At 67.6% G+C, this 22,339-nt stretch carries 17 protein-coding genes, 2 pseudogenes and 1 riboswitch; of the genes and pseudogenes, 4 read left to right on the top strand and 15 right to left on the bottom strand.

The features are described 5' to 3' along the window. Positions 1 to 133: 133 nt before the first annotated feature. The 4 genes from ACFVWW_RS16110 to rlmN form a co-directional block, all read right to left on the bottom strand. Positions 134 to 1,165, bottom strand: a complete 1,032-nt coding sequence (locus tag ACFVWW_RS16110; protein WP_384184741.1) for an ABC transporter ATP-binding protein — start codon at positions 1,163 to 1,165, stop codon at positions 134 to 136. Continuing rightward, positions 1,165 to 2,778, bottom strand: a complete 1,614-nt coding sequence (locus tag ACFVWW_RS16105; protein WP_384184819.1) for an ABC transporter permease — start codon at positions 2,776 to 2,778, stop codon at positions 1,165 to 1,167. The genes ACFVWW_RS16110 and ACFVWW_RS16105 overlap by 1 nt, the downstream gene beginning before the upstream one ends. 50 nt (positions 2,779 to 2,828) lie before the next feature. Next, positions 2,829 to 3,938 (bottom strand): thiamine ABC transporter substrate binding subunit, encoded by a 1,110-nt coding sequence (locus ACFVWW_RS16100; protein ID WP_386878299.1) that lies wholly within the window; start codon positions 3,936 to 3,938, stop codon positions 2,829 to 2,831. A gap of 83 nt (positions 3,939 to 4,021) precedes the next feature. Next, positions 4,022 to 4,147: riboswitch (TPP riboswitch) on the bottom strand. A gap of 88 nt (positions 4,148 to 4,235) precedes the next feature. After that, positions 4,236 to 5,342, bottom strand: coding sequence for a 23S rRNA (adenine(2503)-C(2))-methyltransferase RlmN (rlmN, locus tag ACFVWW_RS16095; RefSeq protein WP_384184735.1), 1,107 nt, complete (start codon positions 5,340 to 5,342; stop codon positions 4,236 to 4,238). Positions 5,343 to 5,949: 607 nt separating this feature from the next. Between rlmN and ACFVWW_RS16090 the strand changes: the two genes are divergently transcribed. Together ACFVWW_RS16090 and ACFVWW_RS16085 are read left to right on the top strand one after the other, a co-directional pair. Next, positions 5,950 to 6,780: a DUF4231 domain-containing protein gene (locus ACFVWW_RS16090; RefSeq protein ID WP_386878298.1), complete on the top strand. Its 831-nt coding sequence runs from the start codon at positions 5,950 to 5,952 to the stop codon at positions 6,778 to 6,780. An 86-nt stretch (positions 6,781 to 6,866) separates the two neighbouring features. Further along, the gene (locus ACFVWW_RS16085; protein ID WP_386878297.1) at positions 6,867 to 8,246 is read left to right on the top strand and encodes a toll/interleukin-1 receptor domain-containing protein; all 1,380 of its coding nucleotides are present in this window, start codon (positions 6,867 to 6,869) and stop codon (positions 8,244 to 8,246) included. A gap of 1,355 nt (positions 8,247 to 9,601) precedes the next feature. Here ACFVWW_RS16085 and ACFVWW_RS16080 read toward each other — a convergent pair. From ACFVWW_RS16080 to rpsB, 5 genes are all read right to left on the bottom strand, one after another. Beyond that, positions 9,602 to 10,672: a phosphatidate cytidylyltransferase gene (locus tag ACFVWW_RS16080; protein WP_386878296.1), complete on the bottom strand. Its 1,071-nt coding sequence runs from the start codon at positions 10,670 to 10,672 to the stop codon at positions 9,602 to 9,604. Continuing rightward, entirely contained in the window at positions 10,672 to 11,229 is a 558-nt protein-coding gene (frr, locus tag ACFVWW_RS16075; protein ID WP_384184683.1) for a ribosome recycling factor, read from the bottom strand. The genes ACFVWW_RS16080 and frr overlap by 1 nt, the downstream gene beginning before the upstream one ends. Positions 11,230 to 11,354: 125 nt before the next feature. Further along, a complete protein-coding gene (gene pyrH / locus ACFVWW_RS16070) occupies positions 11,355 to 12,122 on the bottom strand; it encodes a UMP kinase (RefSeq protein WP_384184681.1) in 768 nt (255 codons plus the stop codon). A 156-nt stretch (positions 12,123 to 12,278) separates the two neighbouring features. Continuing rightward, positions 12,279 to 13,115, bottom strand: coding sequence for a translation elongation factor Ts (gene tsf / locus ACFVWW_RS16065; RefSeq protein WP_384184678.1), 837 nt, complete (start codon positions 13,113 to 13,115; stop codon positions 12,279 to 12,281). A 94-nt stretch (positions 13,116 to 13,209) separates the two neighbouring features. Next, positions 13,210 to 14,169, bottom strand: coding sequence for a 30S ribosomal protein S2 (gene rpsB, locus ACFVWW_RS16060; protein ID WP_384184675.1), 960 nt, complete (start codon positions 14,167 to 14,169; stop codon positions 13,210 to 13,212). A gap of 278 nt (positions 14,170 to 14,447) precedes the next feature. On the opposite strand from rpsB, the pseudogene ACFVWW_RS16055 reads away from it, so the two are divergent. Beyond that, positions 14,448 to 15,023, top strand: a pseudogene (locus ACFVWW_RS16055) (murein hydrolase activator EnvC family protein); the annotation flags it as partial. Between the two features lie 17 nt (positions 15,024 to 15,040). Here the strand turns inward: ACFVWW_RS16055 and ACFVWW_RS16050 are convergent. From ACFVWW_RS16050 to ACFVWW_RS16025, 6 genes and pseudogenes are all read right to left on the bottom strand, one after another. Then, positions 15,041 to 15,580, bottom strand: coding sequence for a TetR/AcrR family transcriptional regulator (locus ACFVWW_RS16050; RefSeq protein WP_386878338.1), 540 nt, complete (start codon positions 15,578 to 15,580; stop codon positions 15,041 to 15,043). Between the two features lie 79 nt (positions 15,581 to 15,659). After that, positions 15,660 to 16,496, bottom strand: a complete 837-nt coding sequence (whiG, locus tag ACFVWW_RS16045; RefSeq protein ID WP_384184673.1) for an RNA polymerase sigma factor WhiG — start codon at positions 16,494 to 16,496, stop codon at positions 15,660 to 15,662. A 242-nt stretch (positions 16,497 to 16,738) separates the two neighbouring features. Beyond that, positions 16,739 to 17,632: pseudogene (locus ACFVWW_RS16040) on the bottom strand (DNA-processing protein DprA); the annotation flags it as partial. Between the two features lie 137 nt (positions 17,633 to 17,769). Then, the gene (locus ACFVWW_RS16035) at positions 17,770 to 19,221 is read right to left on the bottom strand and encodes a hypothetical protein (protein ID WP_386878295.1); all 1,452 of its coding nucleotides are present in this window, start codon (positions 19,219 to 19,221) and stop codon (positions 17,770 to 17,772) included. Between the two features lie 392 nt (positions 19,222 to 19,613). After that, complete coding sequence (locus ACFVWW_RS16030; RefSeq protein ID WP_386878294.1) at positions 19,614 to 20,603, bottom strand: hypothetical protein; 990 nt, start codon at positions 20,601 to 20,603, stop codon at positions 19,614 to 19,616. A 3-nt stretch (positions 20,604 to 20,606) separates the two neighbouring features. Next, positions 20,607 to 21,011 (bottom strand): hypothetical protein, encoded by a 405-nt coding sequence (locus ACFVWW_RS16025; protein ID WP_386878293.1) that lies wholly within the window; start codon positions 21,009 to 21,011, stop codon positions 20,607 to 20,609. A 159-nt stretch (positions 21,012 to 21,170) separates the two neighbouring features. Between ACFVWW_RS16025 and ACFVWW_RS16020 the strand changes: the two genes are divergently transcribed. Continuing rightward, on the top strand, positions 21,171 to 22,339 hold a 1,169-nt coding region (locus tag ACFVWW_RS16020), incomplete at its 3' end, for a tetratricopeptide repeat protein (RefSeq protein WP_389679691.1).

Below are 22,339 nucleotides of genomic sequence, written 5' to 3'. Positions count from 1 at the left end.
GCCCCGGCGGCCGGCGGCCCCGCGGCCCCCCCGCCCCCGGGGGGCCGGCCCCGGCGGCCGGCGCCCGCGGGGCGGGGGGCGGGCCCGACGGGGGCCGCATTAACGCCCGGCGCGAGACCGGTGCGGGAGCGGGTCAGCCCCGCCCCGGCAGTACCACCACATCCTCGGCCGCGAAGGCGACGCCCACCGTCGCCCCCTCCCCCGGCGCGTCCCGCAGGGCGCACTCCGCCTCAAGCACCGGAGCGTCGCCGGGCCGCAGCAGCACGGCGGCCCGGCTGCCACGGAACGTACGTGCCTCGACCGTGCAGCGCAGCCCCTCGGCGGGGTCGACGAGACGCACCCCGGCCGGCCGCACCAGCACCGTCCGCTCGCCCTGCGGGGAATCGCCGGGCACCGGGATCTTGCCCCACACCGTGTCGGCGGCCTCGCCGCTCACCGTCGCGTCCACCACATTGTCGAAGCCGAGGAACCGTGCCACGAAGGCGGAGGCCGGCCGCTGCCAGACCTCCAGCGGTGTGCCGGTCTGCGCGACGCGCCCGTCCCGCATCACCACCACACGGTCGGCCAGCGCGAAGGCCTCGCCCTGGTCGTGGGTGACGGCGAGCACCGTCGTACCCAGCTGTCCGAAGAGCCCGCGCAGTTCGACGACGAGCCGCTCCCGCAGACTGCGGTCGAGTTGGCCGAGCGGCTCGTCCAGCATCAGCAGCCGTGGCCGCGGGGCGAGCGCCCGCGCCAGGGCGACCCGCTGCTGCTCCCCGCCGGACAGCGCGGCGACGGCCCGCCGCCCGGCGCCCGGCAGACCGACGAGGTCGAGCAACTCCTCGACCCGGCGGGCCTGTTCGTCGCGCGCGACGCCACGCATCCGCAGCCCGAAGGCGACATTGCCGCCCACATCACGCTGCGGAAAGAGCTGATGGTCCTGGAACATCAGCCCGACCCCGCGCCGGTGCACCGGCACCCCCGACTGGTCGGCGCCGTCGAGCAGCACCCGCCCGCCGTCCGGGGACCGCAGCCCGGCCACCACCCTCAGCAGCGTCGACTTGCCGCTGCCGCTCGGCCCCAGCACACAGACGATCTCGTGCTCGGCGATCTCCAGGTCCACCGCGTCGAGGGCGGTACGGGCACCGAACCGTACGGTCACGTCCGACAAGGTGAGCAGGGCCATCAGAACTCTCCGGAACGGTCGGTACGGATACGTTCGAGCGCCAGCAGCGACACCGCGCACACCACCATCAGGACCGTGGACAGGGCCATCGCCTGGCCGTAGTTGAGCTCGCCGGGCCGCCCCAGCAGCCGTGCCACGGCGACCGGCAGGGTCGGCCGGTCCGGACGTGCGATGAAGACCGTCGCGCCGAACTCGCCGAGCGAGACGGCGAAGGCGAAACCGGCCGCGACCAGCAACGCCCGCCGTACGAGCGGCAGATCGACCTCCCGCCAGGCGCGCAGCGGTGACGCACCGAGGACCGCGGCCGCCTCGCGCAGCCGGCCGTCCACCGCACGCAGCACCGGCAGCATCGTCCGTACGACGAAGGGCACCCCGACCAGCGCCTGGGCGAGCGGCACCAGAATCCAGGAGGCCCGCAGATCCAGCGGCGGCTTGTCGAGCGTGATCAGGAAGCCGAAGCCGACGGTCACGGCCGAGACCCCGAGCGGCAGCATCAGCAGCGCGTCGAAGCCGCGCACGAGCCGGCCCGCGCGCCTGGTGAGCGCGGCGGCGGCCAGACCGCCCACCGCCAGTGCGACGGCCGTCGCGACCAGGGCGTACCGCAGCGAGTTCCACACCGCTTCCAGCGGCGGTACGAGGAAGGTGCCGCCGCTCGCCTCCACCGATCCGAGGGCACGGAAGTAGCCGAAGCCGTACCCGCCGGGACCGTCGAGCGACCGCTCGACGAGCACGCCGAGCGGCAGCAGGATCAGCAGCAGCACCACGGCGAGGACCCCGCCGAGCAGCGTCCACTGGCCGGCTCCGCGCGGCCGGCTCGCGGTCTGCGCGGGGTCGACCAGCTTCAGCGCGGACTCCCGTCTCCGTACGGTCCACGCGTGCACCGCCAGGATCCCGCCGACCGCCGCGAACTGCACCAGCGTCAGTACGGCAGCGGTGGGCAGGTCGAGCAGCTGCGCGGTCTGCCGGTAGATCTCCACCTCCAGGGTGGAGTAGGCGGGGCCGCCGAGGATCTGTACGACGCCGAAGGAGGTGAAGGTGAAGAGGAAGACCATCAGGGCGGCGGCCGCGACGGCGGGGCCGAGGGCGGGCAGCGTCACCCGCCACCAGGCCGCGAGCCGTCCCGCGCCGAGCACCCGCGCGGCCTCCTCCTGGCGTGGGTCGAGCTGGGACCACAGGCCGCCCACGGTCCGTACGACCACCGCGTAGTTGAAGAAGACATGCGCGAGGAGGATCGCCCAGACCGTGGTGTCGAGCCGTACGCCCCACAGCTCGTCGAGCAGTCCGCCGCGGCCGAGCAGCGCCAGGAAGGCCGTGCCGACGACGACGGTCGGCAGCACGAACGGCACGGTGACCACCGCGCGCAGCAGCTGCTTGCCGGGGAAGTCGAGGCGCGCGAAGACATACGCGCCGGGCAGGGCGATCAGCAGGGTGAGCGCGGTGGAGGCGAGCGCCTGCCAGGTGGTGAACCACAGGACGTCGAGAATGTCGGGGCGGCGCAGTACGTCGCCGATCCGGCCGAACTGCCAGCCGCCGTCGGCCTTCAGCCCGCGACCGACGATCGCGGCCACGGGATAGGCGAAGAAGACCGCGAAGAACGCGGCGGGCACGGCCATCAGGCCGAGCCGCACCGCGTTCCCGCGTCCGGCTCGCGCCGGTGCCGGGGTTACTTCACTACGAGTGAGGACCACGACTGGATCCACTGCTCACGGTGGGCGGCGATCTTGTCAGGAGCCATGGTCTCCGGTGTGTCGACGGTCGCGCCGAACTCCGTGAACAGCTCGGGCAGTTCGATGTCCTTGACCACCGGGTTCACGAACATGTTCAGCGGCATGTCCGCCTGGAACGGCTTGCTGATCAGGAAGTCCAGCAGCGCCTTGCCGCCCGCCTCGTTCTTCGCGCCGCCCAGCAGCCCGGCGAACTCGGTCTGCCGGAAGCAGGTGCCGGTGGAGACTCCGGTCGGGGCCTCCTTCGGCCGCGGCTCGGCGTACAGCACCTCGACCGGCGGGCTGGAGGCGTACGAGACGACGAGCGGCCGGTCCCCCTTGGCCTGCTTGCCGCCCGCGGAGCCCGAGAAGGTTCCGTTGTAGGCCTGATCCCAGCTGTCGACGACCTGGACGCCGTTGGCCCTCAGCTTCTTCCAGTAGTCCTGCCAGCCGTCGTCGCCGTACTGCGCGGCGGTGCCGAGGAGGAAGCCGAGGCCCGGCGAGGACGTCGCGGCGTTCTCCGTGACCAGCAGGTTCTTGTACTGGGGCTTGATCAGATCGTCGAAGGACCGCGGCGGCGCGAGCTTCTTGTCCGCGAAATACTTCTTGTCGTAGTTGACGCAGATGTCGCCGGTGTCGATCGGGGTGACCCGGTTCTTGTCCGGGTCGAGCTGGGCGCCGGTATCGACCTGGTCGAGGCCCTTCGCCTTGTACGGCGTGAACAGGCCGTTGTCGAGGGCGCGGGAGAGCAGCGTGTTGTCGACGCCGAAGAAGACATCGCCCTGCGGAGAACCCTTCGTCAGGATCTCCTTGTTGAGGGCCTCGCCGGCGTCGCCGCTCTTCAGCACCTTGACCGTGTAGCCGGTCTCCCGGGTGAACTGCTTCAGCACGGACGCGGAGGCGGCGAACGAGTCATGGCTGACGAGCGTGACGGTCTTGGACGGTGAACCGCCCTTGCCGTCGCCGTCACCGGACGACGCGGAGCCGCCGGACCCGCCACAGGCGGCGAGGGCCGAGACACCGAGCGCGGCGGTAATCGCGGCGGCCGTCATCTTTCTGGTGGTACTCACTGGTTTTCCTCCTGGGATGTCCAGGAGAAGACGCGGCCCTGCCCGGAGTCCGGTCGGACCGGACTCCGGGCAGGGCGCAACAGCTTGAGTGATGACCGAACTTCCTACCCAGAATGACCTGGGCAAGGTTCAGAGGGTCTGCGGCCGCTGCCCGTTCTCACGGACATGTGCCGCACTCTCAGCGCTGTGGCGCTCCCCTGTCGGAAATATGTAATGCGTGCGCGCCCAGGGTACATGGGACGTTTTCCGGTGCCCCGGGTGCTCCTACGGCGCCTGGGCCCCGCCCCCCGACAGGACCTAGCGCTCCTGAGCCGCGAGCTGTCCGCAGGCTCCGTCGATCTCCTGGCCGCGGGTGTCCCGCACGGTCACCGGCACGCCGTGAGCGGCGATGGCCTCGACGAAGGCCTTCTCGTCCTCGGGGCGCGACGCGGTCCACTTCGAGCCGGGGGTCGGGTTGAGCGGGATCAGATTGACGTGCACCCGCTTGCCCTTGAGCAGCCGGCCCAGCCGGTCGCCGCGCCACGCCTGGTCGTTGATGTCACGGATCAGGGCGTACTCGATGGAGACCCGGCGGCCGGACTTCTCCGCGTACTCCCAGGCGGCGTCGAGCACCTCCCGGACCTTCCAGCGCGTGTTGACGGGGACGAGGGTGTCGCGCAGCTCGTCGTCCGGCGCGTGCAGGGAGACCGCGAGCCGGCATTTGAAACCCTCGTCGGCGAAGCGCAGCATCGCGGGCACCAGACCGACCGTCGAGACGGTGATCCCGCGCTGCGAGAGGCCCAGGCCGTCCGGCTCGGGGTCGGTCAGCCGGCGGATGGCGCCGACCACCCGCTTGTAGTTGGCGAGCGGCTCGCCCATGCCCATGAAGACGATGTTGGACAGCCGGGAAGGACCGCCGGGGACCTCACCGTCGCGCAGGGCGCGCATGCCGTCGACGATCTGGTGCACGATCTCGGCGGTGGACAGATTGCGGTCCAGGCCGGCCTGCCCGGTCGCGCAGAACGGGCAGTTCATCCCGCAGCCCGCCTGCGACGAGATACACATGGTGACCCGGTCCGGATAGCGCATCAGCACGGACTCGACCAACGTGCCGTCGTGCAGCCGCCAGAGCGTCTTACGGGTGGTGTCGTCGTCGCAGGAGATGTGCCGTACGACCGACATCAGGTCGGGCAGCAGCTCCGTCGCCAGCTTCTGGCGCGCGGTGGCCGGGATGTCGGTCCACTGCTCGGGGTCGTGTGCGAACCGCGCGAAGTAGTGCTGCGACAGCTGCTTGGCGCGGAACGGCTTCTCGCCGATCGCGGCGACGGCCTCGCGGCGCTCCGCGGGGGTGAGGTCGGCGAGATGCCGCGGCGGCTTCTTGGCTCCGCGGGGCGCGACGAAAGTGAGTTCTCCGGGTACAGGCATGGTTCCTCCAGTCTTACAGACACGCCGTGGTAGTAGAGACCCTCGCCAGCTCAGAAGGGATGAAGGGCGCACGCACCTGGTCGGTCTTGGTCGTCATCAGTCGACGTCGGTGCCCCTTTGACGGCCCACAGACGGTCCAGCGAAGCGCAGGGACAGTGACCGATTACACGACATGAGGAACACCAATCGTCATCCACCGCGCAGCCGGAACGGGTGAGTGGCGGGTGACAATCCCCGCTCAGATCGCGGGCCTCACTCGCAGTGACGAGGACGTGGTCGAGTTCCTACACCACGCTGGCCTGCCGGACGGCGATGACGAGATGGATGATCCACGCTGGGTGGATCGTCAAGGCGGCCGCCCGCGCGAGTACGGCGCGACCGAGTCAGCGCCGTCGCGGGGGGCACTTTTTCGACTCTGCACAGTCCTGGTTCGCGGTCGGCCAAGGCCCGCTCTTTCGCTATGCCTGAGAAGTCGGATGGCCGGGCCGCCCCAGATAATGCGGGCCTCCCGCCGATGCATCTCCTCCACCAGATCGGATAGAACCTCTGCACTGTTCGGTCTCGATCAACTAAGCTCACGCATCAACTTCGTTAAGTTGGGGGATCGTTGGCCAGAACGACAGAAGTAGAAGACCGCGCTATCGAGCAGTTGCTGCGCCACGATCGAACCATCCTGGATCTACGACAGGAGATCCGAAGAGCTCGTCTCGCAAGATTTACCGTCATAGCGATTTGGTCTTCAACCCCACTGTTAGTTCTATTTCTACTAGTCGGAAACATTGCGACCTGGCGAAGATTCGACTTCGCTCGCATCAATCTCGCATGCATTCCCATTACGGTCGCACTCCTAATCGCCTCCTTTATCGTATTCATTAGAATCGTAGACACTGCACATGCCCACTGGGAGGCGGATTACATATCAACAAAGCGGCTGGACCTAGAGATTGAAATCGAGCGCAAGAGGTTGCACGCCGCAAATACTGCCCTGTCGACGGGAACGCATCGACACGTTTACAGGGAGACCATTCCGGTCGCAATCGAGCAATACCGAAGCGAAAGCAAATACTACAGAAGGGTCCACAACACCTTTCAAAGCGTAATCATAGTTGGCTCCCTCGGGGCCTCAACCCTCGCAGGACTTGCCGAGACACCCCCGCCTTACAAATGGCTCGTGGTCGGAGTGAGCTTCACTGTTGGCGTTGCAGCAGGCTTCACCGGATACTTTAAATTCCGCGAGAGAAGTTTTCACCTACAACAAACAGCGGACGCTATCGAAGAGGAAATGGATACATTCATCCTCAAGGTTGGCAGGTATAGAAACCAGCCGAATAATGACACAGCCATGGTGGATTTCACGGAGCGAGTCGAATCCCTCAAAAGCGACCAACGGAAGCGTCAACAGCAGTTGGATCAACCGACCGAAACTCCACCAGCTTGACCGCAGGCCGACACGACGAGTGAGCTGGACTATCACATACGCGGACGGGGACATTGGGCCCTCGTGTCCGATATGAGGGGATATTAATGACTCGCGATACCTCCGAGCCTCGAACGCTGATCTCTTACTCACATGACAGCGATGCGCACAGAGAAAAAATTCGACGCTTCGCGGAACGTCTTCGGCGCGCCGGCATCGATGCGTGGATAGATCAGTTCGACGAGCACAACCCACCTGAGTCATGGCCTGACTGGATGCGACGTGAGATTGACAAGTCCGATTTCGTGATCGTGGTTGTCACAGAGAACTACGTCCATCGATTCAATCGGGAGACGGGACCAGGTATCGGGTCCGGAGTCCGCTGGGAGGGGGCGCTCATCACGGCAGACCTATATCACAGCAGGAGAGAGCGCGCCAAGTTTATCCCGGTCGTGCTTCGCGTAGAGGACGCCAGCCTCATTCCACCACCTTTGAACCTGACCAGTTGGTTCGTAATCGGCGAATCAGCAGATGCCGATATTGCACGTCTGGTGCAGGTACTGCTTCGGAATCCTGGGGAACTACCCAGCGAACTGGGGATACCCAACTCTTCCCCGGGCACGTCCTTTCACTTCGATGGGATCCAACCGAGCCCGGATGTAGACAGGGCTTTCGGGGAGGCCGCCGGAGGCGAAACTCAAGGAGCCATCCGTCAACTTGACGCGCTACTCCACCACGCGTACGGAGACGAACGAGCATACATTCTCTTCCTCCAGGGTGTACTACATCACAAAGTTGGCGAGGTGTCGCAGGCCATGGCTTGCTTTAATCGAGTCATGGAAACAACAGGGCACATCAATCTGCGGGAATCATCCACGCAAAGATTGACAGTGCTACTCGCTGAATTCGACTCACATTTCGGCGAAACCGGCCCCGTCACCGCAGCCACAAACTGGCTTGCGAGCGTTAAGCGTGGCAAAAAACGCGAAGTCTGGAAGGCGCTTACGCGCGAACTAAGGCTTACCCTGGCTCAAGATTGGATCATCGCCAACGAGGGGCACCCCGGCTTGGCACCTTACAGCCGCGATGAACTGGCGGAGGCGCTGGCGGTCAAGAATCCCAGACACCCACTCAGTAAGCACTGCCTACGAAGTAAACTGGAAGTTCTGCAGCACCATTACAGGCGCTGGGATATCAATGGTTGGGGCGCGGCGAGCAACCCGCGCAGAATCGGCCTAGATTATGAGCTGGTTGTAATGTCCCCAGCCGACGAAGGCATTTTGGTGACGGGAGAGGGGGAGTTTATTTCCGTATACCCCATCCTCATGAGGAAGGTTGGCCCCGACTGGATGGTCGCAAACTTCACTGCCGCCTATCCAATCCCCGGCTGGCCTCCGCGAGCGGAGGAAATTCCTGCACCCATGCTGCGATTCGCGCGGCTCACCACTGAGGCCGACATTACCGACAAATCACCAACGGAAGAGTAGGGGGCCGCGCCCCTGTCTCGCGCCACCCAGGAGCAGCCGCCCATGGCAGGCCGGAGCAAGTCATTCCCTGCTCGGCAAAAGCGTCTCGCTGATCAGTGGCTGGCCCAGCTCGAAGCAGACATGTCGCGCGGCCACTACATCGCCCCAGCCTCAAGTCCAACCACTTTCCGGCAGTACGCAGATAGTTGGATCGCCGCACAGACCACCAACGTTGCGTCGCGAGCGACAACAGAGACACAGCTTCGTCTGCACGCCTTCCCGCACCTCGGTCGCGACCGCTCGCGTCCTTCCGCCCCGTCGCATCCGTACGTGGACACGGCAGCTGGAAGACACGGGGGAGTCGTCCTCGTACCGTAGGAGCATCTTCGCGACGGTTTCGGCTGTCCTGACCGCAGCCGTGGACAACACCCTCGAGCCTCGCAATCCCTACCGCTCCAGCTCAGTCAATGCGCCAAAGCCGAGTGGCGAGCGCGTTAGTCCCCCGCACCAATGAGCAGACCTTCGCCATCCAGGCGGCGCTTCCCAAGCGATACCAAGCCATGGTGAACGTCGGAGCAGGATGCAGCCTCCGACAGGGGGGAGATCTTCGGCCTCCCCGTTGACGCCGTGGGATTCCTTGCGGGCTGGCACACGTGGGGTTGCAGATCAAGGTGGTGAGGGGTCGGGTGCTCTCGTTACCGAAAGGCGAGAAGCTTCGTGACGTGCCGCTCCCTGAGCAGGTGCGGCAGGTATTGGCGCGGCACATGACGGAGTATCCGCTCGTGACTGTGACACTCCCCTGGTTGAAGCCAGACGGTCCCCCACTAACCCGGTTATTCGTCTTCACCGGGCCGCGTGGAAATCACGTCTACCGAAGCAACTTCAACATCAGCCCGTGGAAGCCTGCCCTTGCTGCCGCAGTTCTCATCACGAAGCCAGAAGGAAAAGGGCCTCTGCCATCTACTCGCGAGGCACGGGATGCACGCGCTGCGGCAGTTCCATGCGTCCGTAGTCCTGGATGCTGGGGAGAACATCAAGGCTCTGACCAACTACCTAGGTCCCACAGACCCCGGCTTCACTATCAGGGTCTACACGCGCCTCATGCCAAGCAGTGAGGAACGTACACGCGAGGCCGTGAACAGGCTCTACGAGCCAGCCGGCAAGAGCGATGACGGCCCAGAGGCGGCCCAAGCGGCCTAAGAGGCACCCATGGCAACGGAAAAACTGGAGGTCAAAGCCTGGTCCATTCGTTCGCGGCTGAGTTCTCCAGGTGCAGGCATGGTCGTACCAGTGTCGCAGACGTACGGCAGGGGGCCCGCTGCCCTGTGGACAACGGGCCCCCTGGCGTATTCGGCCTGGTCAGGAGTGTACGGCGATCAGGAGCCTACGAAGATCACCAGCAGGAGCCAGACCACCGGGGCCGTGGGCAGCAGGGAGTCGAGGCGGTCCATGATGCCGCCGTGGCCCGGCAGCAGCGTGCCCATGTCCTTGATGCCGAGATCCCGCTTGATCATGGACTCGCCGAGGTCCCCGAGGGTGGCGGTGGCCGCGACGGCCAGACCCAGCAGCAGTCCCTGCCACCAGATCCCGTCGTCGATGATGAACTGCATACAGAGCGCGCCGGCCGTCATGGCGAAGACGACGGCACCGAACAGCCCCTCCCAGGTCTTGCCGGGGCTGATGCGCGGCGCGAGCTTGTGGGTGCCGAAGCGCCAGCCGACCGCGTACGCGCCCGTGTCGCTGACGACGGTCAGCACCAGGAACAGCAGCACCCGCCGCGACCCGTCGGGCGCCGTGAGCATCAGCGCGACGAAGGTGGCCAGGAACGGTACGTAGAACGCGGCGAAGATCCCCGCGGTGACGTCCCGCAGATAGCCCTCTGGCGGTTGCGTCATCCGCCAGACCAGCACCGCGAGCGCGGTGAGGGCCATCGCGATCCAGGCACCCTCGGGGCCGCGCAGATAGCCGGCGACGATCATCGCGGCGCCGCCGACGGCCAGCGGTACGAGCGGGGCCTTGATGCCCTTCTTCTCGGCGAGCCGGGACGTCAGCTCCCAGAGCCCGACGACCACGGCCACCGTTATGACGCCGATGAACACGGCCTTGACGACGAAGAGCGACGCCACGACCACCGCACCGAGTCCGAGGCCGACTCCTATGGCCGCACGCAGGTCACGGCCTGCCCGCTTCTTCTGCGGGGGCGGCGGAGGGGTGGCCATGGGCTCCTGCGGAGTCTTGTGACGGTACGGGGGGCCGCCCGGCCGAGCAGCCTCCCGGTCGTCGTCCTGGTCCCCGCCGTTCGCGGGTCCGTCGGGCACGATGGGCATGGGCCGAGTCTGCTGTGCGGGATGCTCATCGTACGCAGGACCCGCCGGGGCAGCCCCCTGCTCGGGAGGTCCCCAGTGACCGGTGGCCGGCGGGGCGGCCCCCCAGGAAGAGTCGTTCATCAGACCTCGAGCAGCTCGGCTTCCTTGTGCTTGAGCAGCTCGTCCACCTGCGCGACATACTTCGCGGTGGTGTCGTCGAGCTCCTTCTCCGCGCGGCGGCCCTCGTCCTCGCCGACGTCGCCGTCCTTGATCATCTTGTCGATGGTCTCCTTGGCCTTACGGCGGACGGCTCGGATCGAGATCTTCGAGTCCTCGGCCTTGGTCTTGGCGACCTTGATGAACTCCTTGCGGCGGTCCTGCGTCAGCTCGGGGAACACCACCCGGATGATATTGCCGTCGTTGCTCGGATTGACGCCGAGGTCGGAGTCACGGATCGCCTGCTCGATGTTGCGCAGCGCGCTCTTGTCGAACGGGGTCACCACGGCCATCCGCGCCTCGGGCACGGCGAACGAGGCGAGCTGGTTGATCGGGGTCAGGGCACCGTAGTAGTCCGCCACGATCTTGTTGAACATCGCCGGGTGCGCCCGCCCGGTGCGGATCGCGGCGAAGTCGTCTTTGGCGACCAGGACGGCCTTCTCCATCTTCTCCTCGGCCTCGAGGAGGGTCTCTTCGATCACCACTTGCTCCTGCGTGTCTTGAGTGGGCCCGGTGTAGCACCGGTCCGGCGGAACCTGCGTCGCGTCTCTCCTGCACGGTGTCCGACCGGCAGGCCTTTGTCCTTCCCGTGCGGGGCGGCCCAGGATCAGTCCCGGGTGCCCTGGTCGCTCACGAGCGTGCCGATCTTCTCACCCTTGACCGCGCGCGCGATATTGCCCTCGGTCAGCAATTCGAAGACCAGGATCGGCAGCTTGTTGTCCTGGCACAGCGTGATGGCGGTCATGTCGGCGACGCGCAGATCGCCGGCGATCACCTCGCTGTACTCCAGCGCGTCGAACTTCACCGCGTCGGGGTTGGTCTTGGGGTCGGAGTCGTACACCCCGTCCACACCGTTCTTCCCCATCAGCAGGGCCTCGGCATCGATCTCCAGGGCCCGCTGGGCGGCGGTGGTGTCGGTGGAGAAGTACGGCATGCCCATACCGGCACCGAAGATGACCACGCGGCCCTTCTCCAGGTGACGCACGGCCCGCAGGGGGATGTACGGCTCCGCGACCTGGCCCATGGTGATGGCGGTCTGGACGCGGGAGTCGATGCCTTCCTTCTCCAGGAAGTCCTGGAGGGCGAGGCAGTTCATGACCGTACCGAGCATGCCCATGTAGTCGGAGCGGGCCCGGTCCATGCCGCGCTGCTGGAGCTCGGCGCCGCGGAAGAAGTTGCCGCCACCGATGACGACCGCGATCTGGGCGCCGTCCCGGACGACGGCGGCGATCTCGCGGGCGATGGCGTGTACGACGTCGGGGTCGACGCCGAGCGCTCCCCTGCCGGCGAACGCCTCACCGGACAGCTTCAGCATGAAGCGGCCGTGCTTCGTGCCGTGCTTATTGCCGTCGTCGCTTTTGTCGGCCTGTTCCATGGAGATCTCCTCGTGCACATACGAAGAAGGCCATTGCCGGGGTCCTTGCGGTTCCCTGTGCGGCAATGGCCTCCTCGTCAGATCTGCGGCCGCCCGGCGCGTACGCGGGCGACTGCGTCAGACCCTATCGGGGTCTTTGGTTGATCGCGTACGGACTCAGACGCCGACCTTGATGCGCGCGAAGCGCTTCAGGGAGACACCGGCCCCGTCCAGAACCTTCTGGACGGACTTCTTGTTGTCCTTGGCGAACGCCTGCTCCAGGACGACGACGTCCTTGAAGAAGCCGTTGACGCGACCCTCGACGATCTTCGGAAGGGCGGCCTCGGGCTTGCCCTCCTCGCGGGAGGTCGCCTCGGCGACGCGGCGCTCGTTCTCGACCGTCTCGGCCGGGACCTCGTCGCGGTTGAGATACTTCGGGGCGAAGGCGGCGATGTGCTGCGCGACGTCCTTGGCGACCTCGGCGTCTTCCTTGTCCAGCTCGACCAGGACGCCGACCTGCGGCGGGAGGTCGGGCATGGTGCGGTGCATGTAGGCAGCCACGTAACCGCCGGTGAACTGCTCGAAGCGGTCCAGGACGATCTTCTCGCCCAGGTTGGCGTTCGCCTCGTCGACGTACGCCTGGACGGTCTTGCCGGCCTCGATCTCGGACGCGAGCAGCGCCGGGAGGTCGGCCGGGGAGGTCGCGGCGACGTGCGCGGCGAGCGTGTTGGCGACGGTCTGGAACTTGTCACCCTTGGCGACGAAGTCCGTCTCGCACTTCAGCTCGAGCAGAACGCCGGAGGTCTTGTCCTCGGAGATGAGGGAGACGACGGCGCCGTTCTCGGCCGAACGGCCTTCGCGCTTGGCGACGCCCTTCTGACCCTTGACGCGGAGCAGCTCGACGGCCTTGTCGACGTTGCCGTCGGCCTCGTCAAGGGCCTTCTTGCAGTCCATCATCCCGGCGCCGGTGAGCTCGCGGAGCTTCTTGACTTCCGCGGCGGTGTAGTTCGCCATGATCGTGTAATTCTCTCTCGAAGGTCTGAAGGATCTACGGGTGAACGGCGGGGGCCGGTGAGGCCCCCGCCGTCAACTACCGAACCTGTGAAGGTCAGGCCTGCTCGGTGTCCGCGGCCGGGGCAGCGGCCTCGGCGGGGGCAGCGGCCTCGGCGGGGGCAGCGGCCTCAGCCGGAGCCTCGGCCTGCTCGGCGTCGGCGACCTTCTCCGTCTCGGCGGAGGTCTGGACGTCCTCGGCCGCGGCAGCCTCGGCGGGCTTCTCGGCGTCGTCCTTCTTGTCGCCCTCGAGGAGGTCGCGCTCCCACTCGGCGAGGGGCTCGCCGGCGGCCTTCTCGCCCGGCTTCGAGTCGCCGGTGGCGACACCGGAACGGGAGATGAGGCCCTCGGCGACGGCGTCGGCGATCACGCGGGTGAGCAGCGTGACGGAGCGGATCGCGTCGTCGTTGCCCGGAATCTTGTAGTCGACCTCGTCGGGGTCGCAGTTGGTGTCGAGGATCGCGACGACCGGGATGTGGAGCTTGCGCGCCTCACCGACGGCGATGTGCTCCTTCTTGGTGTCGACGATCCAGACGGCGCTCGGCACCTTCTGCATCTCGCGGATACCACCGAGGGTCTTCTCCAGCTTGGCCTTCTCGCGGGAGAGGACCAGGAGCTCCTTCTTGGTGAGGCCGGAGGCGGCCACGTCCTCGAAGTCGATCTGCTCGAGCTCCTTCAGACGCTGAAGGCGCTTGTAGACGGTGGAGAAGTTGGTGAGCATGCCGCCCAGCCAGCGCTGGTTGACGTAGGGCATGCCCACGCGCGTCGCCTGCTCGGCGATGGCTTCCTGCGCCTGCTTCTTCGTACCGACGAACATGATGGAGCCGCCGTGGGCGACGGTCTCCTTGACGAACTCGTAGGCGCGGTCGATGTACGACAGCGACTGGAGCAGGTCGATGATGTAGATGCCGTTGCGCTCGGTGAAGATGAAGCGCTTCATCTTCGGGTTCCAACGGCGGGTCTGGTGACCGAAGTGGACGCCGCTTTCCAGCAGCTCCCGCATCGTGACGACGGCCATGGCCGTACTCCTCGAGGTACTCGGTTGTCGCGTCCGCCGGACGGCGGTCGCGCCTGACGCCCCGATGCGCTGTGCCACGGAGGACCGAGTAGCGCTTACACCGGCACGGAGAGGCCGATGGCGGGGCGTGCGAAGTCGACCCGGTGACCCGGATCGCCACAAGAAGTGTACGGGACCTTCGCACCTCCGGGTGACGACGCTGTCCACAACCGGTCGGTACTCCACAGAACCGGAGCATGATCAGCGCGGCCGCGCCGTTCCGGGGGACGGTGGGCGGCATGATCACTGTTCGTTCGCTGTTCCGGCGGCGCACCGGAACGTTCGCTGCTCGCGTCCGCGTGGCCCTGCTCGTGCCGGCGCTGTTTTTCGCATCCATCACCGCGGCCGCCGGGGCGCCGGGGGACGGGGGCGGCCGGTCCTGGCCGGTGGGCTCCCGGCCGGCGGTGCTGCGGGGCTGGGAGCCGCCGGTCTCCCCGTACGGCAAGGGCCACCGCGGTGTCGATCTCGCTGCGGCCCCGGGCGCACCGGTACGGGCGGCGGCCGCGGGCCGGGTCTCCTTCGCGGGCCGGGTGGCGGGGCGCGGGGTGGTCTCGATCGCCCTGTCGGGTACGGGCGACCCGCCGCTGCGCACGACGTACGAACCGGTGGAGGCGCTGGTCACGGAAGGCGACGTGGTGACCGCCGGTCAGGTGGTGGCCACACTGACGGGCGCCTCGTCCCACTGCCCGGAGAGCTGTCTGCACTGGGGCCTGCTGCGCGGCGACACGTATCTCGACCCGCTGTCGCTGCTGCCGCCGGAGCTGCTGCGCCGGGGTCCGTCCCGGCTGCTCCCGGTCTTCGGCGTCCCGGAGCCGGCCACGGCCGCCGGGGCTCAGCCCCGTACACCGCGCAGCGCCATGGACACCGCGGCGTCGGCGATCTCCGCCGGATCCTCTGCCGCGCCCAGTTCGATACGGCGGACCGCCGCGTCCACGACGCCCTGGAGGAGCATCGCGGCGAGCCGGGGCTGTTCGTGGCCCAGTTCGACGAGGGCCTCCACGATCATGGCGATCAGTCCGCCGTGCGCGGCGCGGATCTTCTCGCGGGCGCCGGCGTCCAGCTCGCTCGCGGAGATCGCGACGACCGCGCGGTGCCGCCGGTCCCCGACCAGTGCGAGCTGCTGTCGTACATAGGCCGCGACCTTGGCCTCCGGCGTATCGGCCCCGGCCATGGCCGCCTCGACCTCCGCGGCCCAGACCGGGAAGTCGACGGCGCACAGCTCCTCGACGACGGCGGCGCGCGAGCGGAAGTATTCGTAGACCGAGGACCTGGCGAGGCCCGTGCGCTCAGCGAGGGCGGGGAAGGTCAGCCCTTCCGTACCGCCTTCCGACAGAAGGGAGCGTGCGGCGTCCAGCAGGGCGCCGCGCTGCATGGTCCGGTGCTCGGCCACGGAGGCCGCTCGAATCCTTGGCACGCCACCACTCTACGGATGAGGCGGGGGCGACACAGCGTCAGCGTCCGACGTCGGCCAGCTTGGCACGCAGCTGCAGCACGGACTTTGTGTGGATCTGACTGACCCTGCTCTCGGTCACCCCGAGTACATGGCCGATCTCGGCGAGGGTGAGGCCCTCGTAGTAGTACAGCGTGACCACGGTCTTCTCACGGTCGGGGAGGGTGTTGATCGCGCGCGCCAGCAGCCGGCGCAGCTCCCGGCCCTCGGCCACCTCGACCGGATTGTCGGCGGCGGTGTCCTCCAGCGTGTCCATGAGGCTGAGCCGGTCGCCGCCCTCACCGCCGACATGCAGCAGCTCCTCCAGCGCCACGACGTTCGCCAGTGACAACTGGCTGAAAACCGCGTGCAGTTCCTCCAGTGCGATGCCCATCTCCGCGGCGACCTCGCTCTCCGAGGGGGTACGCCGCAGTTGCGCCTCCAGCGTGGCGTAGGCACGCTCGACGGCTCTGGCCTTCTGCCGCACGGAGCGCGGGATCCAGTCCAGGGCCCTGAGTTCGTCGATCATCGCGCCGCGGATCCGGGTGATCGCGTATGTCTCGAACTTGATCGACCGCTCGATGTCGAATTTCTCGATCGCGTCGATCAGCCCGAAGACCCCGGAGGAGACGAAGTCCGCCTGCTCGACATTGGACGGCAGTCCCACGCTCACCCGGCCTGCGACGTACTTCACCAGCGGTGAGTAGTGGAGGATCAACTGCTCACGCAGCCGCTCGTCGCCCGTGGTCTTGTACGAACGCCACAACTCGTCGAGCGACGAGGGCCCGGGGGGCCGCACGGCGCCCCGGGCAGCGGGGGGCGCTGCCGCGCGGTCAGACCCGGAGGTGTGCTGTGGCATGCGTTGCCTTGAGCCGTTCTGCTGTGAAGTGCGGGGGACGTCTGTCTGGTCCGGAATCCAGGTGAGCGTAGCGTGACTGTGGAGTCGCGGTAAGCGAAGAACAGGCTGGCCGCGTCTGCCCGGCTGGACGCCGTCGGCCACACCTTCGATCCGGGGCCGACGCCGCTCGCGCCGGCCCCCGGGGTCTCACCGATAGAAGTACGAGGGCCATCGCTCACACCTTTTCACCCGAATGCTCCAGGTCAAGTACCGCCTCGCCGCGCCGCTGCCACCGGTGTCGTGGGCGTGGCCAACTGCCAGCCGTCTCCGCGCCGTTCGACAAACCCCAACGAGTGGAGTTCATACAGCCTGCCGAGCGCCTCCTCCGCGGTCGTACCGGCTCCTCGCGCGATCTCCCGCCCGTCGGCGGCGCCCCGGGCGGGCAGTGCTTCCAGCACCCGTGCGCTGACGGGATCGAGCAGATCCCTGGGGACGACCGGGCCCCGCCGGAGGGGAGCGAGGTCACCGATGTCACCGACCAGCTCGGCCACTTCGGCGGCGTCCGTGACCAGCACTCCCTCGCCGCGCAGCAGTTCGTGCACACCGGCCGAGAGGCCGCTGGTGGCAGGGCCCGGCACCCCCATGGTGAAGCGGCCGAGCCGCTGGGCGCCGCGCGCCGTGACCAGCGAGCCGCTGCGGTATTCGGCCTCCACGACGACGGTTCCCCGGGTGAGCGCGGCGATCACACGGTTGCGGAGGACGAATCTGCTGCGGGTCGGGTGGTCGCCCGGTGGCAGTTCACCGATGACCAGGCCCTGTTCGGCGATGCGTCCGATCAACTCGGCGTGCCCCCGCGGATAGGCGACGTCGACGCCGCAGGCGAGCACGGCGACGGTGGCCCCGCCGGCCGCCAGGGCGCCCCGGTGCGCGGCGCCGTCGACCCCGAACGCGGCACCGGACGTCACCACCCAGCCGCGCTCGGCGAGTCCCGAGCCGAGAGCCGCCGCCATATGTGCCCCATACGGGGTACACGCACGGGCGCCGACCACGGCGACGGAGCGCAGCGACCAGATCCGCAGATCCGGCCGGCCCCGCACCCAGAGGCCGATGGGGCCGGCCGCCCCCAGGTCGTCGAGCTGGCTGGGCCACTCCTGTTCTGGGGACAGTATCGGCGTGTTGCCTCAGCCTGATTCTGTGAGCCTAGCAGCGGTCACCTGCCATCAGGTTCGGTTGGGTCCGCGCCTGCGGACCACCGGGATGGGCAATCCTCGCCTTGCAAGGCAGAACCGACCGGTCAGGTGTCGAATCGCTTCAGCTGGACTTTGATCTCCGCATCCTTCGAGAGCTGGTGGGGCTGCCCTGCGAAGCCACGGATGGCGTCGATCAGGTCGCGGTCGTTGCGGCCGGTCAGCTTGTTCTCGATCAAGCCAAGGAGCGCGGTCCACTGCTCGCGGGGGAGCTTTTGCTGCAGCTTGCTGGCGATAGCAGTGTCGGTGAACGATCGCAGACCGAGAGACGCCTGTTGCGGGCTGAACCTGGCGATGAGGTCCCGGTAGATCGGATCGGCATTGATTGCGACGCCGTTGCCGTTGGTCAGGAATGCTTCGACGACACCGAGCACGTACTTCCGGTTCAGCCCCTCCGGGACGTCACCGTGCTGGCCCACGAGCTCCTGCAGTCGGCGCGCGATCGGCGGCTCGGTGTAGAAGTTGCTCCAGCCGTTGTGCGCGTCGACCAGTTCATCCAGGGCGCCGTCGATCTCCCATGCCCTCTCCTCGGATGGCAGGTAGGTGGCTCCGCCAACCAGGTCGATGAGCTGACGAGCCAGGACAGCCTGTTCCTGATCGCCGTTCGCCCGGAACCGGCCCAAGCGGAATCCGAAGTTGTAGCGCGTGTCGTCAGAGATGCGGTCCCAGAGCGCAGGCCAGAGACCGCGGATGTTGTCCAGGGTCTCCGGACTGGTGGTGAGAGTGGTGTACCGACTGAAGAATCCAGACGCGAGCGGGTCGGCCTGGACGGTCGGCAGATTGACGAAGAAGGTGCTGATCTCCTTGATCGCACTCTCGTCGAGCCACTTCTCCTTGACCTTCACCAGCAGCTTCTTGACCTGGGCGGTGATCTGGTCGTAGGGAAGCGTGATCGCGTGCTTGATGCAGGTTCCCAGCCAGTTGGCGAGCTGCAGGCCGTCGAGCTCGGCTTGGTTGGGGTGGGCCGCGCTGGCCCAATTGCGCATGTAGCGGATGAGGTCGAGCTCCTGGAAGCCGATATCGCTGATCAAGCCGATCTCGCGGCAGCCGCTGAGGAGCTTCTGATCGTCAAGCTTGGGCAGGTCTTCCTCGCTCTTGAGTTCCTTGCGCTTGTTGTCGTTCTTCTCGGCGACTTCATAGAAGTACTGGAGATCGAAGTTCACCACGCGCTTGCGGAGCTCAAGTACGGTCTCATCCCAGAGGTAGTTGAGGGCAGCGTCGAAGAGACCAACGGATCCAGCGATGATCATCTTGGAGATGTAGCCGGCCTGCCCCCGGTCCTTGACGGGCAGCCGTGCGAGCGCGAATCCAGTGCTCTTCATCAGCGCGTGCCGCTCCGGGAGACCTACCAGAATGCCGTCCGTCGGAAGGCCCGTCTTCGCGAGTTCGCCGAGGATCAGATCCTCGAACGACTGCAGTCCTCGCAGAGCGACCTCGTGCGGCTCTGCCGTGATCTCGTCGGCCGGACGGGGCACCAGGTGTCCACTGCTCGTACTCATGCGCGCGAGGTTAGAGCACGTGGGGCGCTCAGCGGAGGCATATTCCCAGCTCGACCGGCTCCTGCCAGCGAGCTGGCTTGGCCGCAGGTGTGTAGGTTCCGTGACTTCGTGAGCACTGGTTCCTGCGGAAACGCCGGAATACGCGCGGTTCGAGCACAGGTTTCGTTGGCTGAGCACGAGCAAAATCGCCCGTCGAGCCGTCATCGGCAATCACTGTTGGTATCTGGGCACTGCGCTCTTGCGAAGCGCCGACAGCGACGTGGCGCAGGTCTCCGAAGACGGCGGCCTCCGTTGTGGGAGGCGGTGAAGCTCCGAGGTCCCGTGGCGTGTGCCTTTGGTGATAGGTCCGGCTTTTCCGGTTCGGCGTGGCAGGTACGCCGGGTGACGGGTCGTTATCCCGTGATAGGCGGAGGCGGAGGCGGGGTGGGTGTCAGGTGGTGGGTGAGGGTGTCGCCAATCTCGGGCGTGAGGGGACCGGAGGGATTGAGGCCGAGGTTGTCGCCGGTTTCGGGGGGGAAGGGGCTGGTGGGGTTGAGGCCGAGGCGGTCGGCGAGGCCGCTGGTGTGGAGGCGGGCGGTGGCTTCCAGGAGGAGGGCGTAGGTGTCGGTGGCGGTGCGGGTGCGTGCCCAGCCGATGAGGGTGAGTGTGGCGGTGATGAGGGCGGCGGGCCACCACCAGGCGGTGAGGGGGAGGTAGAGCAGGGCCCATGCGGTCAGTGTGGTGGCGCGGGTGAGGTTTTGGCGGGCGGTGGTGATCTGGGTGCGGGTCTCTTCGGGGAGGATCAGCCACAGGTGCGGCCAGAGGATTGCCAGGTCGAGATGGTGGTCGCGCTCCAGGCGGACGGCTACCGCGTTGAGACGGTCCCCGCTCCAGGTAGGGCGGCTGGGTTCCTCGGGTGCTATGCGGGTCATGGTGCGTTCGGCGGCCTGCCGTGGGGCTGGGTCGGCGCGTTGGTGTCTCCGGGTTTGGGCGTCCCGCTCACGGTGCCGGTGCCAGGTGCGGGCGGCGTCGGTCCATCGGTTGCGCCGCCGGATGGTTTGCTTGGCGGCGAGCTGGCGGAGTGGGGCCGGCCAGGCGGGCCAGTCGGCGGCCAGGCAGAGCCATTCGGTCAGTGAGCCGAGAGCCTGGGCGGCCAGTCCCGTGGCGGCTGCGGCGGCCAGGATTGCGGCCAGCAGCACTACTTGGCCGCCGGCGGTGCTTGCGGCGGGGTGGTTGGCCCAGGTGCTGATCTGTTGGGTGAGGTTGGGCAGGTCGAAGGGGTGGGTGTGGCCTAGGGCGCGGGCGGTGGCGGCGACGGCGAGATAGAGGGCGCCGGGCAGGACCAGCAGGGACAGCCACCGCTCGGCGAGTTTCTTGCCCAGCTCCGACAGGAAGCCTCCCACCGGTTACAGCCGTTCCCGGCGCAGAGGGATGCCGCTGATCGCGCAGTGCGGGACCGGGACGGCGGCCTGGGGCCACCAGTAGCGCGCACACCGGCCAGCAGGGCACACATACACCAACTCGGCACGGGTAGTGCTGATCCCGGCCGGCCGCAGACCACGGGTGGCTCCGGCGTGGTTCGTGTAGCCATCCAGCCCCTGAGGGTCGCCGTCGGCCTGCAGGACGGCGTGCAGCACCGCGAGCGTGCCCTCTGGGTCATCGCCATCGCGTGCGGCGGCCAGCACCCGCTCCACCGGGCCCTCGTCCCCACCCGGCCCGCTCCGCAGATCCGCGCGGATCTCCTCCAGATGCGCACAGACCGCGGCGAGCCTCTCCGCCTCGCCCGGCGCCGCCTGGCCCCCGTCGGCCATGGGTTCCCTCCCTAGTCTGTTCTCATCACCGGCTTGTCTTCGGCCAACTACGCTGGTGTGGTGCAGGGTTGGCCGACACCACGAGGGTACGTGGGGTTTCCTCCCGCGACTCCGGGATGGGCTTGCCACAGGACGCATGACGGGCATAGGGGGTCCGGGGTGCTTGAAGAACGGCTGGCTGCTGTGTGGGACCGGCTACGGCGGATCGCCGACACCGGCGATCCTTCCCCGGCATTGGAACCCCAGGCCCTCACCGAGGCCCGGCAGCTCACCGAACTCCTCCACACCAACACCGGCGAATTAAACGACGTAACAGCCTGGTACGCACTCGGCTGGCTCCACTTCCACCGGTACACAGCGCTCCCGGACAGCCAAAGCGGTGCGGACCTAGACGCCGCGGTGGAAGCGTTCACCCCCTGCTTCCTCACAGGCGCCAGCGGCCTGCCCGAATCCCTCCTGCCACTGCTCGCCGACACCGCGGCACCGCACGCCAGCGGCCTGCTCAGGCAGGCACTAGCCTCCACCGACCCGGACCTGTCCTCCTCCGCAGTGGCAGTGGCCGTGTTGCAACGCATCGCGCACGCCACGCCCGCCGACCACCCCAGCCGAGGGGGGCGCCTGTCCAATCTGGGGATGGCGCTGCAGGCCCGGTTCGAGCGGACGCGGGATCTGTCGGACCTGGACCAGGCCGTCACCACCGGACAGGAAGCCATACACGCCACGCCCCCCAGCCACCCCAACCGAGCAGTGATGCTTTTCACCCTGGGGACGGCGCTGCAGGCCCGGTTCGAGCGGACCGGGGACCTGTCGGACCTGGACCAGGCCCTCGGACGTTTCCAGGCCGCGGTCCGGGCCACGCCCCCCGGCCACCCCAACCGGCACATGTACCTGTCCGACCTGGGGACGGCGCTGCAGGCCCGGTTCGAGCGGACGCGGGATCTGTCGGACCTGGACCAGGCCGTAGCCACCGGACAGGAAGCCATACACGCCACGCCCCCCAGCCACCCCAACCGAGCCATGCTCCTGTCCAATCTGGGGATTGCTCTGCGGAACCGGTCCGAGCGGACGGGGGATCTGTCGGACCTGGACCAGGCCGTCACCACTGGACAGGAAGCCGTACACGCCACGCCCACCGACCACCCCGAAAGGGCGGGGCGCCTTTCCAACCTGGGGAATGCGCTGCGGGCCCGGTTCGAGCGGACGGGGGATCTGTCGGACCTGGACCAGGTCATCGACCGTTTCCAGGCCGCGGTCCGGGCCACGCCCGCCGACCACCCCGAGCGGGGCATGCACCTGTCCAACCTGGGGTCGGCGCTGGGGGCCCGGTT

This window comes from Streptomyces sp. NPDC058198, from assembly GCF_042882605.1.
Classification (GTDB): domain Bacteria; phylum Actinomycetota; class Actinomycetes; order Streptomycetales; family Streptomycetaceae; genus Streptomyces.
Note: the sequence above shows the minus strand (reverse complement) of the source record. Positions and strands in the feature narration are given on the sequence as shown.

What these genes read in the sequence shown, in the direction of transcription:
- ACFVWW_RS16110 (WP_384184741.1), bottom strand. Translation starts at nt 1,165, where the DNA reads ATGGCCCTGCTCACCTTGTCGGACGTGACCGTACGGTTCGGTGCCCGT.
- ACFVWW_RS16105 (WP_384184819.1), bottom strand. Translation starts at nt 2,778, where the DNA reads ATGGCCGTGCCCGCCGCGTTCTTCGCGGTCTTCTTCGCCTATCCCGTG.
- rlmN (WP_384184735.1), bottom strand. Translation starts at nt 5,342, where the DNA reads ATGCCTGTACCCGGAGAACTCACTTTCGTCGCGCCCCGCGGAGCCAAG.
- ACFVWW_RS16085 (WP_386878297.1), top strand. Translation starts at nt 6,867, where the DNA reads ATGACTCGCGATACCTCCGAGCCTCGAACGCTGATCTCTTACTCACAT.
- ACFVWW_RS16080 (WP_386878296.1), bottom strand. Translation starts at nt 10,672, where the DNA reads ATGAACGACTCTTCCTGGGGGGCCGCCCCGCCGGCCACCGGTCACTGG.
- pyrH (WP_384184681.1), bottom strand. Translation starts at nt 12,122, where the DNA reads ATGGAACAGGCCGACAAAAGCGACGACGGCAATAAGCACGGCACGAAG.
- tsf (WP_384184678.1), bottom strand. Translation starts at nt 13,115, where the DNA reads ATGGCGAACTACACCGCCGCGGAAGTCAAGAAGCTCCGCGAGCTCACC.
- rpsB (WP_384184675.1), bottom strand. Translation starts at nt 14,169, where the DNA reads ATGGCCGTCGTCACGATGCGGGAGCTGCTGGAAAGCGGCGTCCACTTC.
- ACFVWW_RS16050 (WP_386878338.1), bottom strand. Translation starts at nt 15,580, where the DNA reads ATGCAGCGCGGCGCCCTGCTGGACGCCGCACGCTCCCTTCTGTCGGAA.
- whiG (WP_384184673.1), bottom strand. Translation starts at nt 16,496, where the DNA reads ATGCCACAGCACACCTCCGGGTCTGACCGCGCGGCAGCGCCCCCCGCT.
- ACFVWW_RS16035 (WP_386878295.1), bottom strand. Translation starts at nt 19,221, where the DNA reads ATGAGTACGAGCAGTGGACACCTGGTGCCCCGTCCGGCCGACGAGATC.
- ACFVWW_RS16025 (WP_386878293.1), bottom strand. Translation starts at nt 21,011, where the DNA reads ATGGCCGACGGGGGCCAGGCGGCGCCGGGCGAGGCGGAGAGGCTCGCC.